Origin of the sequence: Streptomyces sp. Mut1 (assembly GCF_030719295.1) — a bacterium.
Taxonomy (GTDB): Bacteria; Actinomycetota; Actinomycetes; order Streptomycetales; family Streptomycetaceae; genus Streptomyces; species Streptomyces castrisilvae.
In genome coordinates this window covers 955,923-969,513 of sequence record NZ_CP120997.1, presented here as the reverse complement: position 1 = coordinate 969,513, position 13,591 = coordinate 955,923, and the positions used below count along the sequence as shown (strand labels likewise).

Below are 13,591 nucleotides of genomic sequence, written 5' to 3'. Positions count from 1 at the left end.
AGGAAGGACTCCTGGCCATAGATTGATCCATATGGAGGAGCTGGACCGTCACATCGTGGAGTTGCTCGTCAAGGACGGGCGGATGAGCTACACCGACCTGGGCAAGGCCACCGGCCTGTCCACCTCGGCGGTTCATCAGCGCGTCCGCAGGCTGGAGCAGCGCGGGGTGATCCGGGGCTACGCCGCGGTCGTCGACCCCGAGGCGGTCGGCCTGCCCCTGACCGCGTTCATCTCGGTCAAGCCCTTCGACCCGAGCGCACCGGACGACATCGCCGAACGGCTCGCCGGCGTCCCCGAGCTGGAGGCGTGCCACAGCGTCGCGGGTGACGAGAACTACATCCTCAAGGTCCGGGTCGCGACCCCGCTGGAGCTGGAGAACCTGCTGACGCGCATCCGCTCGCTCGCCGGGGTCTCCACCCGCACCACGGTCGTCCTCTCGACCCCCTACGAGGCACGCCCGCCGCAGATCTGAACGGGATGCGCCGGACACCCCCTTCAGGGGGTCGCGCACAGGGCCGGCCCCGGCAGGCGGGAGACTGGTCCCCATGACCGAGAGCACCGCCCCCCAGAGCGAACACCGCACCGTGCTGCTGCGCGGTGGAGACGTCCACAGCCCCGCCGACCCCTTCGCCACCGCCATGGTGGTCGAACGGGGCCATGTCGCCTGGGTCGGCTCGGAGGGGGCGGCCGACGCCTTCGCGAGCGGCGTCGACGAAGTGATCGACCTCGAAGGGGCCCTGGTCACTCCCGCGTTCACCGACGCCCACGTCCACACCACATCCACCGGACTGGCCCTCACCGGCCTCGACCTCTCCGGCGCCCGCACTCTCGGCGAGGCCCTCGCCCTGGTCCGCGCCCACATCGGCTCGCACCCCGCCGACCGGGTCGTCCTGGGGCACGGCTGGGACGCCACCCGCTGGCCCGAGGGGCGCCCGCCCTCGCGCGCCGAACTGGACGAGGCGGCAGGCGGCCGGCCCGTCTACCTGCCCCGCGTCGACGTGCACTCCGCGGCCGTCACCACCGCACTGCTCGACCTCGTCCCCGGCGTCACCGCGATGGCCGGATACCACCCCGAAGGCCCGCTGACCGCAGCCGCCCACCACGCGGTGCGCGCGGCCGCCCACGCCGCCGTGTCGCCGCGGCAGCGCGCCGACGCCCAGCGTGCCGCGCTGCGCCGCGCCGCGTCCCTCGGTATCGGCACGGTCCACGAGTGCGGCGGCCCGGACATCTCCGACGAGGACGACTTCACCGGGCTGCTGAAGCTCGCCGCCGGGCAGCCGGGGCCCCGCGTCTTCGGCTACTGGGCCGAGCAGGTGGGCAACGAGAAGGACGCCCTGCGCGTCCGCGAGCTGGGCGCGGTCGGGGCGGCCGGCGATCTCTTCGTGGACGGGTCGCTCGGCTCGCACACCGCCTGCCTGCACGAGCCGTACGCCGACGCCCCGCACCGCGGCACCGCCCACCTGGACGCCGCGCAGATCGCCGCCCACGTCGCCGCCTGCACCGAGGCGGGACTCCAGGCGGGTTTCCACGCCATCGGGGACGCGGCGCTCTCGGCGGTCGTCGCCGGCGTCAGGGCCGCCGCCGAGCAGATGGGCCTCGGCCGGGTGCGGGCCGCCCGGCACCGCGTCGAACACGCGGAGATGCTGACCCCCGAGACCGTCGCCGCCTTCGCGGAACTGGGGCTGACCGCCTCCGTCCAGCCCGCCTTCGACGCCGCCTGGGGCGGTGAGGAGGGCATGTACGCCCAGCGGCTGGGCGCCGGGCGGGCCGGCACCCTGAACCCGTACGCGGCCCTCCTGCGGGCTGGTGTGCCCCTCGCCTTCGGCTCCGACAGCCCGGTGACCCCGCTGGACCCGTGGGGGACCGTGCGGGCGGCCGCCTTCCACCGCACCCTCGAACACCGCGTCTCCGTGCGGGCCGGGTTCACCGCCCACACCCGGGGCGGCTGGCGGGCCGTCGGCCGCGACGACGCGGGGACCCTGGTGCCCGGCGCCCCGGCCGACTACGCGGTCTGGCGCACCGACGAGCTGGTGGTCCAGGCGCCGGACGACCGGGTCGCGCGCTGGTCGACGGATCCCAGGTCGGGGACGCCGGGGCTGCCGGACCTGAGCCCCGGGGCCGACCTCCCGGTGTGCCTGCGCACGGTGGTGTTCGGACAAACTGTCTACGTAAGGCCGAACGAGTGACGTGCGGACATTTCGTACCGCCGATCGAAGGTGGCTCAGCTCTCCCGCTACCTGGGGATCTTCAGGACTGACCAGGCAAGTTCGGTAAACGACGCAGGTCAGGCAACTATTGACAGAATGCGGCCATCGGCCGGTAGGTTCGGCCGAGTCCACCACAGGACGTCCGACCGGTTAAACCTCCACGCAGTCGTCGAACGCCGCTGGGTCACGGGGTGGTGTGCCGCACCGGCGCACCACCACTGACAGCCAGGTTCAGCGCCCGCGCCTCGGGGGCGAGGGAAGGTTTCAGCCGGACGGAGGGTGCGACCCGGGTGGGGCCCGGACGTTCAGTAGACAACGGCTCTAGGTCGACCCGCAGCCAGCGGGTCCCAGGTCGGCCCGAAGGACACCGGGCCCCGATCCGCACTTCTGTCCCTACTTCCGCTCTTCTGTCCGCCACGACTCCCACGCCACCCCGACCGGGTCGGCGATCCGGGCCGCCGCGCTCGATATGGTGTGCACCTGTGTACGGACGTGAGGGGCAGTAAGTGAACGACGGCGGTCAGCGGCAATTCGGCCCGCTCGGCAGTGTCTTGGTGATCATTCCGACCTACAACGAGGCCGAGAACATCAAGCCGATCGTCAGCCGGGTGCGCGCGGCCGTGCCGGAGGCCGACATCCTGGTCGCCGACGACAACAGCCCCGACGGCACCGGCAAGCTCGCCGACGAGCTGGCCGCCTCCGACGACCAGGTCCACGTCCTGCACCGCAAGGGCAAGGAAGGGCTCGGCGCGGCCTACCTCGCCGGCTTCCGGTGGGGCATGGAACACGAGTACGGCGTCCTGGTCGAGATGGACGCGGACGGCTCCCACCAGCCCGAGGAACTGCCCCGGCTGCTCACCGCGCTCAAGGGCGCGGACCTGGTCCTCGGCTCCCGCTGGGTGCCCGGCGGCCGGGTGGTCAACTGGCCCAAGTCCCGAGAGATCATCTCCCGCGGCGGCAGCACCTACTCCCGGCTGATGCTGGGGCTGCGCACGCGGGACGTCACCGGCGGCTACCGGGCCTTCCGCACCGGGACCCTCAAGGGCATCGGCCTGGACGAGGTCGCCTCGCAGGGCTACTGCTTCCAGGTCGACCTGGCCCGCCGCGCGGTCGAGGCCGGCTTCCATGTGGTCGAGGTGCCGATCACCTTCGTGGACCGCGAGGTCGGCGACTCCAAGATGAGCCGGGACATCCTCGTCGAGGCGCTCTGGCGCGTGACGGCGTGGGGCGTCACCAGCCGCACCAACCGGGCTCTCGGCCGCCGCACACCCTGACCCCCCCCGCCCACCCGTCCCGCGTCCGGCCCCCTTACGGCGTACGGACGCGCGGCCAGGCACACTGGGGGCATGACGACCGGCACACCGCCCCCGACCGCCCGCAGGCGCCCCCGCGCCCGGACCCTCGTACCCCTCGCCGTCGCCGCCTGGGCGGTGCTGGAGATCTGGCTGCTCATCCTGGTGGCGGACGTCGCGGGCGGGCTGACCGTCGTGATCCTGCTGGCCGCCGGGATCGTCCTCGGCGCCGCCGTGATCAAGCGGGCCGGCCGCCGCGCCTTCCGCAATCTCACCGAGACGCTCCAGCAGATGCCGGGGCAGCCGGGCGCCGACGGCTCCTCCTCTCCCGTCCCCCCGAGCGGCCGGGGCAACGGCTTCCTGATGCTCGGCGGACTGCTGATCATGATTCCGGGCATGGTCTCGGACGTGGCCGGGCTGCTGCTGCTCGTCCCGCCCGTCCGCTCGGCGCTCAGCCGGTACGCGGAGAAGTCACTGGAACGGCGCATGCGTGTGGCGGCCCCCGGCGGCTTCTCGGACGCCTTCCAGCAGGCCCGTATCCACCGCCCGGACGGCAAGGTCGTCCAGGGCGAGGTCATCCGCGACGAACCCTCGCCGCAGGACGCCCGCCCGGACGACGAGCCCCGCCCGCCGCTGACGCCGTGATCCCGGGCCGTCCCACGACGGCCCGTCCCACGACAAAGAGCCGCGGGCCGCGACACACGAGGTGTCGCGGCCCGCGGCTCTTTGTCGGCGCGGTGCTACCGGGTCAGGCAGACTTCCTGCTGTCCCGGGGATGCACGGCGATGTTCATCGCTCCGGAGCGCAGGACCGCCAGCCGCTCGGCCAGGACCTCTTCCAGTTCCTCACGCGTGCGCCGCTCCATGAGCATGTCCCAGTGCGTACGCGCAGGCTTGCCCTTCTTCTCCTCGGGGCCATCCCCGTCCACCAGGAGTGCCTGGGCGCCACACGCCTTGCACTCCCACTCCGGCGGAATTTCCGCCTCTACCGAGAACGGCATCTCGAATCGATGTCCGTTCTGGCATGCGTACTCCACCGCCTGGCGCGGGGCCAGATCGATGCCGCGGTCCGTCTCGTAGCTGGTAACCACGAGTCGCGTGCCGCGGAGAGCTCGCTCACTCATGAATCGTGCCTCCCGGGCTTGTCGCCCACAGGACAAGGTGTCGCTGTCGTCGTCAATCGGTCAACGTCCGGTCGATGGCAAAGATTCCCGTTGCCGGTCATGCGTCGCCCGTCGTGCCGCTGATTTTCAGGTTTCCCAGGGTTCAGGTACCCACCCATACCCGGTTTGTCACCTTTGGCGGAAGTTGTCACCCAACGGTGCGGAGACTTCCACTCGTAGTAACGGTCGCCCGGGGCAGGCCAAAGGCGTACACTACCGCCCTTTTACTTCAACGTCTAAATCCGCTCGGGTACGGGGTTTCCCGCAGCCGCCACCGCCTGCCTCACCGGCACCCGCGCGAGCAGCACCGAACCGATGACGAAGAAGATCACCAACGAGCCGATCGCGTCCCGGTAGCTGCCGGTCAGCTGGTACGCGAGGCCGAACACCAGGGGCCCCAGCCAGCTCAGCCCGCGGTCGCTCATCTCGTACGCCGAGAAGTACTCGGCCTCCTTGCCGCGCGGCACCAGATGCGAGAACAGGGAGCGCGACAGCGCCTGGCTGCCGCCGAGCACCAGGCCGATCGCTGCGGCCAGCAGGTAGAAGAAGACGGGCGAACCGGCGGGCAGGAAGTAACCGGCGACCAGGATCAGCGTCCAGATCACCAGCGAGCCGAGAATCGTGCGCTTCGCGCCGTACACCCGGGCCATCCGCCCCATCGCCAGCGCCCCCGCGACCGCCAGCACCTGCACCAGCAGCACCGCCGTGATCAGCGTCGTCTGGCCGAGGCCCAGTTCCTCGGAGCCGTACACCGAAGCCTGCGAGATCACCGTCTGCACGCCGTCGTTGTAGACGAGGTAGGCGAGGAGGAAGGACAGGGTCAGCGGGTGGCGCCGCATGTCGGACAGGGTCGCCCTCAGCTGCCGCCAGCCGGAGCCCGTCGCCCCCCGGCCGGCCCTCGGCACCCCCCGGTCGCGCAGCCGGAGCAGCGGTACGACGGTGAAGACGCCCCACCACACGCCCGCCGACGCCAGGCAGATCCGCACGGCCTCGGACTCGGAGAGGCCGAAGGAGTCGTGGCCCGAGTAAAGGATCAGGTTGAGGACGAGGACCAGCGCCCCGGAGGTGTAGCCGAACGCCCAGCCCCGGGAGGAGACCGCGTCCCGCTCGTCGGGCTCCGCGATCTGCGGCAGAAAGGCGTTGTACAGCATCATCGCGATCGCCGTCGCCGCGTTCGCCACGATGAGCAGGAAGGCGCCGAGCAGATAGCGGTGGCCGTCCAGGAAGAACATCGCGGTCGTCGCGGCCGCCCCGGTGTAGGCCGCGGCCGCGAGCAGCGGCTTCTTGCGGCCCGTACGGTCGGCCGCGGCGCCCACGATCGGCATCAGGACGACCGCGAGAACCAGCGAGGCCGAGACCGAGTACGCGAACAGCGATCCGGCGCGCACCGGGATGCCGAGCGGGTGGACGAAGCCGTCGGCGTCGGCCGCCGCCTTGGCGACCGACGTCAGATACGGCCCGAGGAAGACCGTGATGACGCTCGTGGAGTAGACGGAGCAGGCGAAGTCGTAGAAGTACCAGCCGCGCTGCTCCCGGCGCCGCTCGGCCGGGCCGTCCGGGCCCGTCGCGCCGCCCGCCGGTTCGGCGGTGTCTGCGGTCTCGGCGGTCATGGCGCCCCCTCGAAATCTCCCCGTGGAGACGTCACCCGGCCGGCGGCCGGGCCCAGGCCCCCCGGTCGCTCAGCACCGTGCGCAGCGTCTCGATGTGATCGGTCATGATGCCATCCACACCCAGGTCCAGGAGCGCGGCCATCCGCTCCGGTTCGTTCACCGTCCAGACGTGCACCTGGAGCCCGCGCGCGTGCGCCTCGCGCACGAAGCGCCGGTCGACGACGCGGACGCGGCCCTGGCGCTCGGGGACCTGCGCGCACACCGCGCCCGCCCGCAGCGCCGCCGGGATGCCGTACGAACGCAGCCGCAGCCCCAGGACGCCGCGCACGCCGTACGACGTGGCGAGGCGCGGGCCGCCCAGGCGGTGTGCCCTGGCGACCCGTGCCTCGGAGAACGAACCCACGCACACCCGGTCGTAGGCGTCCGTCGCGCGGATCAGCTCCATGAGCGGCTCCAGTGCGGCCTCCGCCTTGATGTCCACGTTCCACCGGGCCTCGGGGAACGCCTCCAGCAACTCCTCGAACAGCGGCAACGGCTCGCGCCCGGCGACCCGGGCCCGGCCTATCTCGCTCCACGGCAGCTCCGCCAGCCGGCCCGCCGCGTCCGTCACCCGGTCCAGCGTGGCGTCGTGGAAGGCCACCAGGCGGCCGTCCGCCGAGGCGTGCACATCGGTCTCGAAGTAGCGGTAACCGGCGTCGGCGGCCCGGCGGAAGGCGGCAGCGGTGTTCTCGATCCCGTCCGCGGCGCCGCCCCGGTGGGCGAAGGCGAGCGGGCCGGGATGGTCCAGATAGGGGTGGCGTTCGGAAGTCACCGCCGCAGTATGGACCGCCGGGGCGCCGGTGCGTCGGCCGAGGTGCCCTCGCCGCCCGGCAGCGCGAAGACGCGCAGGAAGACCTGGGCGAGCGGACCGATGGCCAGGGCGTACAGGACCGTGCCCACGCCGAGGGAGCCGCCGAGCAGGAACCCGGTGACCACGACCGCGACCTCGATCGCCGTGCGCACCAGCCGGATCGAGCGGCCGGACCGCCGGTGCAGCCCGGTCATCAGACCGTCCCGGGGGCCGGGCCCGAACCGGGCGGTGATGTAGAGACCCGTCGCCACACCGTTGAGCACGATCCCGGCGGCCATCACCCCGGACCGGGCCACCAGCCCGTGCACCTCGGGGACGAACGCGAGCGTGCCGTCCATCGCCAGCCCCACCACGAACACATTCGAGACCGTGCCGAGCCCCGGCCGCTGCCGCAGCGGGATCCACAGCAGCAGCACGATCGCGCCGATGATGATCGAGACCACGCCGATGCTGATCCCGGTGCGCTCGGCGAGCCCCTGGTGCAGCACACCCCACGGCTCCAGGCCGAGCCCGGCGGCGACCAGCAGCGCCGAACTCGCCCCGTACAGCGCGAGCCCCGCGTACAGCTGGACCAGCCGACGGGTGAGGTGCGCCCCTTGCGGGACCGGGGTGATGGACAAGTGGTGCCCCCTGATGTGGTGGTGTGGCTGCTTCGTGTCACTCTGTGGCAGGGGATTGGCCGCCAACCATGGCCAATCCGAGGAAGGTGGACTGATTCTCATGGCGCAGTGGACTTCGGCGGTCGGGGCGGCCCAGCTGGCCCGCCAGCTCCACGCCCAGCAGACCCGCCCGGCCGGCCCCGGCAGCCGCAGGCCGCCGGCCTACCGCGCACTCGCCGACGGCATCCGGCTGCTCGTCCTGGAGGGCAGGGTCGCCGTCGCGGCCCGGCTCCCGGCCGAACGGGAGCTGGCCCTCGCCCTCTCCGTCAGCCGCACCACGGTCGCCGCCGCCTACGAGGCGCTGCGGGCCGAGGGCTTCCTGGAGTCCCGGCGCGGGGCCGGCAGCTGGACGGCGGTGCCCGCGGGCAACCCGCTCCCGGCCCGCGGCCTGGAGCCGCTGCCGCCCGAGGCGCTGGGCTCCATGATCGACCTGGGATGCGCCTCGCTGCCCGCCCCCGAGCCCTGGCTGACCCGGGCCGTCCAGGGCGCGCTGGAGGAACTGCCCCCGTACGCGCACACGCACGGCGACTACCCGGCCGGGCTGCCCGCCCTGCGGCAGATGATCGCCGACCGGTACACCGGCGACGGCATCCCGACCATGCCCGAACAGATCATGGTCACCACCGGCGCGATGGGCGCGATCGACGCCATCTGCCACCTCTTCGCCGGCCGCGGCGAGCGGATCGCGGTGGAATCCCCGAGCTACGCCAACATCCTCCAGCTGATGCGGGAGGCGGGCGCCCGGCTGGTGCCGGTGGCCATGGAGGAGGGGCTCGGCGGCTGGGACCTGAACCGGTGGCGCCAGGTCCTGCGGGACGCGGCGCCCCGGCTCGCGTACGTCGTCGCGGACTTCCACAACCCCACCGGGGCGCTGGCCGGCGAGGACCGGCGCCGGGCGCTGGTGGACGCAGCCCGCTCGGCCGGCACGGTCCTGGTCGTCGACGAGACGATGAGGGAGCTGCACCTCGACGACGACGTGCGGATGCCGCGCCCGGTCTGCGCGTTCGACCCGGCCGGCAGCACCGTCCTGACCGTCGGATCGGCCAGCAAGGCGTTCTGGGCAGGTATGCGGATCGGCTGGGTGCGGGCCGCGCCGGACGTCATCCGCAGCCTGGTCGCCGCCCGCGCCTACGCCGACATGGGGACCCCGGTCCTCGAACAGCTGGCGATCAACTGGCTGATGCGCACCGGGGGCTGGGAGGAGGCCGTGCTGCTGCGCCGGGAGCAGGCCCGGGACAATCGCGACGCGCTCGTCGCGGCCGTGCGCCGCGAGCTGCCGGGGTGGGAGTTCTCCGTACCGGGCGGCGGGCTCACCCTCTGGGTGCGCACCGGCGGCCTGTCCGGCTCCCGGCTCGCGGTGGCCGGCGAAGGGGTCGGTGTACGGGTGCCGTCCGGGCCCAGGTTCGGGGTCGACGGCGCCTTCGAGGGGTACGTGCGGCTGCCGTTCACGGTCGGCGGGCCGGTGGCGGACGAGGCGGCCCAGCGGCTCGCGGCGGCCGCCCGGCTGGTCGGCGCGGGTGCGGGCGCCGGCGCCGAGGCCCCGCGTACCTTCGTGGCCTGAACGGCGAAGGAGGGCCCGCTCCACGGCCGGGCCCTCCTTCATCGGTCGCACGCCTCAGTCGCCGACGGCGATGCTCTCCACCCCGGCGGAGACGGCCATACTCTCCACCGGCATCTCCACCGGCTCCGGCACACCCGCCTCGACCGCCTGGCGCCGCTCCGGCAGCAGGCCGAGCACCGCCCTGCGCTGCGCCTCGCTGGTGGCGTCGTCGTAGGGGTCGGGGGTGGCCGGCACCTGGATGCGCAGGACCGGGCCGGTGCCGAACCGGGCGTAGCCGCGGCCGGGCGGGACGTCCGGGGGCGGGGTGGTGTGCGGCCCCGTGCCGAGCACGGACTCGATCTGGCCGGCGGAGCACTGGCCGAGCACCACCCGGGCCCGGGTGTGGGTGCGGACGGTCTCGCCGAGGCCGTCCAGGCTGTCGAACACCTCCGCGAGCACCACGATCACGTTGGCGGCCCTGCCGTGCCGCAGAGGCACCTGGAGCAGCTCCTGCGGGCCCGGTCCGCTGTCGCCGGGAGGCCGGCGCAGCGCGCTCGGGCGGTCCAGCAGAATCCAGAGCGGTCGCGTCACGTCCTCGGGGACGGGGTCGCCGGCCTGCCGGGCCCGGTTCGCCTCGATCAGCCGGCGTTCCGTCTCGTTGGCCGCCCACTCCAGGGTGGACAGCGCGCCGGCCGGTCCGCACTCCACGGCCAGGACGCCTTCGCGCCCGGTGAAGCACGCGTACTCGCCGGTGCCGCTGCCTTCGATGACCAGGATGTCGCCCTGCTGGAGCGCCTGGAGGGCGATGGACCGCAGCAGTGAGGTGGTGCCGCTGCCGGGCTGTCCCGCGACGAGCAGGTGCGGCTCGGTGGAGCGGGCGCCCGTGCGCCAGACGACGCCGGGGGCGTCACGCGTGGTGGTGCCGTCGTTCACCGGCACCGTGCGCCGCACCGCGTCCTCGTCCGTGAAGCCGAGGACGGTCTCGCCGGGGGCGGTGACGAAGCGCTGCGCGGTCAAGGAGGTGGGCAGGGAGTCGAGCACGCTCATCACGAGGCGGTTGCCCTCCTCGTCCCAGGCGAAGTGGTACTCCCGCCCGCGGCCCGACTTGGCGTGCAGCAGCTGTTCGATCCGGGCCCGGGACTCGGGCTCGGAGTCGGTGAAGTACGCGGGGTAGCTGATGTGGAGCCGTGAGACGCGGCCGTCGCCGTCGAACTCGTAACCGCTGAAGACCTGGTCCCACTCGCCGCCGTGGGTGAACAGCGGGCCGGGGTCCTCGGCCGCGGAGAAGTAGGGGACGAGGGCCTCGTACAGGGCCCGCAGGCGGGCGGTCTCCGCCTCGTCGGGGCCGGTCCTGACGGGGGTGCGGCCCCGTCCCTTCCATGCGGCTGCGCCCATCACCGCGACGAGGGCCAGCAGCGGCCCGTACGGGATGAGCGCGACCACGAGTACGCAGGCCGCGACGAGGAACAGCGTGGGACCACGCCGGTCCTTGGGCGTCGCGGCCCACTTGTGCCGTCCTGCGCCGGCCAGCAGCCGCAGACCGCGCGTGAGCGTGATCAGCGGATGGAGCACGTCGGTGGCGCTGTCGGCGGCCGTGCGCGCGATCTCGCGACTGCGAGTGATCGAAGCGCTGCCGCTGCTCAGAATGCGGGGGAGTGGTCGCCGGGCCACGTCTGTCTCCTGAAGGTCGGTGCGGGGGCGGAGGGTCAGAACTTGATCCCGCCCAGGAGTCCGGCCAGGCTCGCTCCGCCCGCGGTGATGCTCGGTGCGATGGCGGTGCCGGCCAGGTAGAAGCCGAACAGGGCGGTGACGAGGGCGTGCGACGCCTTGAGGCCGTCCTTCCTGAAGAACAGGAAGACGATGATGCCGAGGATGACGACGCCTGACATGGAAAGGATCATGAGTGGTTCTCCTGGTCGGGGGGACAGTCACCATGAGTCCTTCCAGGCTCACCCCAAGTATCCATAGGATAAAAGGCGTAATCGGGTGAAAAGGCGGATTATTCACTTGAACAGCGGACAAGAGGGGTGGGTGGGCGAGGGTCCCGGGGCCGTATCGGTCCGGCGCCACCCGGCGTGATTCCCCGCCCCCGGCGAGGAGGGCCACGGGCCCGTCAGCGGCAGTACCCTGTCGGTTCACTCGCACGGCCCCCGCCGTGTGTGTCCCGGCAGGCCGGCAGCGGCACGAACGGTTATGGAAGGCGGTCCACCCGATGAGCGAAACCCCCGATCCCGAGGTGGTGGAGCTGGCGACCAAGGTCTTCGACCTGGCGCGCGGCGGCGACGCGGACGCGCTGGCGGCCTATGTGGACGCCGGGGTGCCCGCCAACCTCACCAACGACCGGGGCGACACCCTGCTGATGCTCGCCGCCTACCACGGGCACGCCGCGGCCGTCACGGCCCTCGCCGCCCGCGGCGCCGACCCGGACCGGGCGAACGACCGGGGCCAGACCCCGCTCGCCGGAGCCGTCTTCAAGGGCGAGGAAACCGTGGTCCGGGCCCTGCTCGACGCCGGCGCAGATCCGGCCGCCGGAACACCCTCCGCACTGGACACCGCACGCATGTTCGGCAAGGCCGACCTGCTGGAACTCTTCGGCGCCCGCTGAACGGGATCGCCATAAATGTGGTCGCGGTGGCGAAATGGCTGGGTCATCATGACGTCGCGGGTCCGATTCGGGCCACCCGACGAGAGGCAGAGGAAGATGCTCTACACCAGGCAGAAGACGGCGGTCGGCGAATCCTGTTGCTGCGCGGCCTAGTGCTCACCCAGCACGTGGAACTGCACAGTCCCGGTTGCGTCGACAGCTTGATGTGAGGCTTTCCCATGTTTGATCCGTTCATAGCGCCGAGCGGCACCCTGCTCGGCCTGCTGCAGAGAGGTCGCGGCGACGGCACGCTCCACGCGCTCGCCGCACCGCGCTCCGAGGCCCTGGCGGCTCTCAACCACTGCGTACTCAGTGACCCCCGCCACGACTGGCAGGTGGAGAACCGCTCCCTGTACTACGCGCGCCTCTATCTCGATCTCGACGGCGGCATTGAGGAGATCGAGCGGCACCTGTCCGACCCCGAGGACCACCTCGACACGGACGACTCGCGTACCGGCCTGGCCCTGGCCGTCCTCGGCCACCTCGCCTCCTACGGACGGGACGACGCCCTCGTCCTCCTGCGCCGCTACGCCGCGACCGGCTCCAACTGGGCCTGGGCACTCGACGAACTGGCCCTGCGCGACGACGACGCGGGGCTCCGCTCCCTCGCCGTGCCCGTGCTCGCCCGTTTCCCCGACGACGCCGGCGGCCGCGCCGAGCTGGCCGCGACCGTGCGCGACGCCTACGAGCCCCGGCCCTGGCGCCTGTGGGCCGAAGACCCGCGCGAAGCGGTCGGCGCCCGGGTCCGGGCCGCCTCCGAACAGGGCTCCTTCGACCGCTGGCAGCGCCAGATGCGCCCCGGCGGCCCCCGCCCCGGGTGGAGCGTCCAGGCCGTCTTCGACTGGGCCGGGCAAGGGCTCGACCGGGGCAGTGCCCTGCATGTGCCGGCCGCCCGCTGCCTCGCCGCCGTCGCGGGCGCCGAGGACCGGCCCGTGATCGTCGAGGCCGCCCGCAGCGGCCCGGAAGCCGCCCGCTGCGCCTCGCTCCACTATCTCGCCGCCGAGGTCCGCGACCCCGTCGTCCTCGACCTGATCGAGGCCGCCGCAGCCGGCCCCCGGGGCCCCGTCGCCGATGCCGCCGTCGCCGCCTTCGAGCGGATGTGCGGCGAGCAGGCCGTGGACCGCGCCCGGCGCTGGGCCCGCAGGCCCGACGCGCTCGGCGCCTCCGCGGCCGGTGTGCTCGCCGGCCGCGGCGGACCGCAGGACGCCCCCTCGGTGCTCGGCGCCCTGCGGTCCGCCGTACGCGGCGACGGACCGGACGCGCCCCGGCTGTGGGCCCTGGTCGACGGCGCCGGCCGCCTCGGCATCGCCTGCGCCGCCCCCGTACTGCGCCACGTCTACCGCGAGACGTCCTCCTCCCAGCTGCGCGGCAGGGCCGCTCGGGCACTGGCCGCCACCGACCCGTCCTTCGCCACCGGATTCGCCGTCGAGTGCCTGTGGGACTGCGAGGAGACGACCCGCGAGGTCGCCGCGCTGCACGCCGAGACCGGCGACCTGAGAGTGGCCGAGCGGCTGCGCAGACTGGCCGCCGACCCCGCCGAGGAGGCCGAGGTCCAGTCGGCGGTACGCAGCAGGATCGGCCCGGACGCCCCGGCGCTCTGAAGCGCCGCGAGCCGCTGCGCGGGACG

At 73.0% G+C, this 13,591-nt stretch carries 13 protein-coding genes; 7 read left to right on the top strand and 6 right to left on the bottom strand.

Annotated elements, in window-relative coordinates; genetic code table 11:
* The first annotated feature begins 31 nt into the window (after window positions 1–31).
* From P8A18_RS03870 to fxsA, 4 genes are all read left to right on the top strand, one after another.
* Window positions 32–472: an Lrp/AsnC family transcriptional regulator gene (locus P8A18_RS03870; RefSeq protein ID WP_018103953.1), complete on the top strand. Its 441-nt coding sequence runs from the start codon at window positions 32–34 to the stop codon at window positions 470–472.
* Between the two features lie 73 nt (window positions 473–545).
* Window positions 546–2,186 carry an amidohydrolase gene (locus tag P8A18_RS03865; protein ID WP_306051856.1) on the top strand — a complete coding sequence of 547 codons (1,641 nt, stop codon included), beginning with the start codon at window positions 546–548 and terminating at the stop codon, window positions 2,184–2,186.
* 527 nt (window positions 2,187–2,713) lie between these two features.
* Entirely contained in the window at window positions 2,714–3,481 is a 768-nt protein-coding gene (locus tag P8A18_RS03860; RefSeq protein ID WP_306051855.1) for a polyprenol monophosphomannose synthase, read from the top strand.
* 72 nt (window positions 3,482–3,553) lie between these two features.
* A complete protein-coding gene (gene fxsA / locus P8A18_RS03855) occupies window positions 3,554–4,144 on the top strand; it encodes an FxsA family membrane protein (protein WP_306051854.1) in 591 nt (196 codons plus the stop codon).
* A gap of 103 nt (window positions 4,145–4,247) precedes the next feature.
* On the opposite strand, the gene P8A18_RS03850 is transcribed toward fxsA, so the two are convergent.
* The 4 genes from P8A18_RS03850 to yczE form a co-directional block, all read right to left on the bottom strand.
* Window positions 4,248–4,622, bottom strand: a complete 375-nt coding sequence (locus P8A18_RS03850) for an RNA polymerase-binding protein RbpA (RefSeq protein ID WP_003959706.1) — start codon at window positions 4,620–4,622, stop codon at window positions 4,248–4,250.
* A gap of 275 nt (window positions 4,623–4,897) precedes the next feature.
* Window positions 4,898–6,271, bottom strand: coding sequence for an MFS transporter (locus P8A18_RS03845; protein ID WP_018551282.1), 1,374 nt, complete (start codon window positions 6,269–6,271; stop codon window positions 4,898–4,900).
* A 31-nt stretch (window positions 6,272–6,302) separates the two neighbouring features.
* Window positions 6,303–7,082: a glycerophosphodiester phosphodiesterase family protein gene (locus P8A18_RS03840; RefSeq protein WP_306051852.1), complete on the bottom strand. Its 780-nt coding sequence runs from the start codon at window positions 7,080–7,082 to the stop codon at window positions 6,303–6,305.
* The gene (gene yczE, locus P8A18_RS03835; RefSeq protein ID WP_306051850.1) at window positions 7,079–7,741 is read right to left on the bottom strand and encodes a membrane protein YczE; all 663 of its coding nucleotides are present in this window, start codon (window positions 7,739–7,741) and stop codon (window positions 7,079–7,081) included. Before yczE ends, P8A18_RS03840 begins: the two co-directional genes overlap by 4 nt.
* A 100-nt stretch (window positions 7,742–7,841) precedes the next feature.
* On the opposite strand from yczE, the gene P8A18_RS03830 reads away from it, so the two are divergent.
* Window positions 7,842–9,341 carry an SCO1417 family PLP biosynthesis transcription factor gene (locus P8A18_RS03830; protein WP_306051848.1) on the top strand — a complete coding sequence of 500 codons (1,500 nt, stop codon included), beginning with the start codon at window positions 7,842–7,844 and terminating at the stop codon, window positions 9,339–9,341.
* Between the two features lie 54 nt (window positions 9,342–9,395).
* On the opposite strand, the gene P8A18_RS03825 is transcribed toward P8A18_RS03830, so the two are convergent.
* Both P8A18_RS03825 and P8A18_RS03820 read right to left on the bottom strand, forming a co-directional pair.
* A complete protein-coding gene (locus P8A18_RS03825) occupies window positions 9,396–10,991 on the bottom strand; it encodes a P-loop NTPase family protein (protein WP_306051846.1) in 1,596 nt (531 codons plus the stop codon).
* Window positions 10,992–11,026: 35 nt separating this feature from the next.
* Window positions 11,027–11,221 (bottom strand): hypothetical protein, encoded by a 195-nt coding sequence (locus P8A18_RS03820; protein WP_018103962.1) that lies wholly within the window; start codon window positions 11,219–11,221, stop codon window positions 11,027–11,029.
* 311 nt (window positions 11,222–11,532) lie between these two features.
* Between P8A18_RS03820 and P8A18_RS03815 the strand changes: the two genes are divergently transcribed.
* Window positions 11,533–11,925: an ankyrin repeat domain-containing protein gene (locus tag P8A18_RS03815; RefSeq protein ID WP_306051843.1), complete on the top strand. Its 393-nt coding sequence runs from the start codon at window positions 11,533–11,535 to the stop codon at window positions 11,923–11,925.
* 218 nt (window positions 11,926–12,143) lie between these two features.
* Window positions 12,144–13,565, top strand: coding sequence for a HEAT repeat domain-containing protein (locus P8A18_RS03810; protein WP_306051842.1), 1,422 nt, complete (start codon window positions 12,144–12,146; stop codon window positions 13,563–13,565).
* Window positions 13,566–13,591 lie beyond the last annotated feature (26 nt).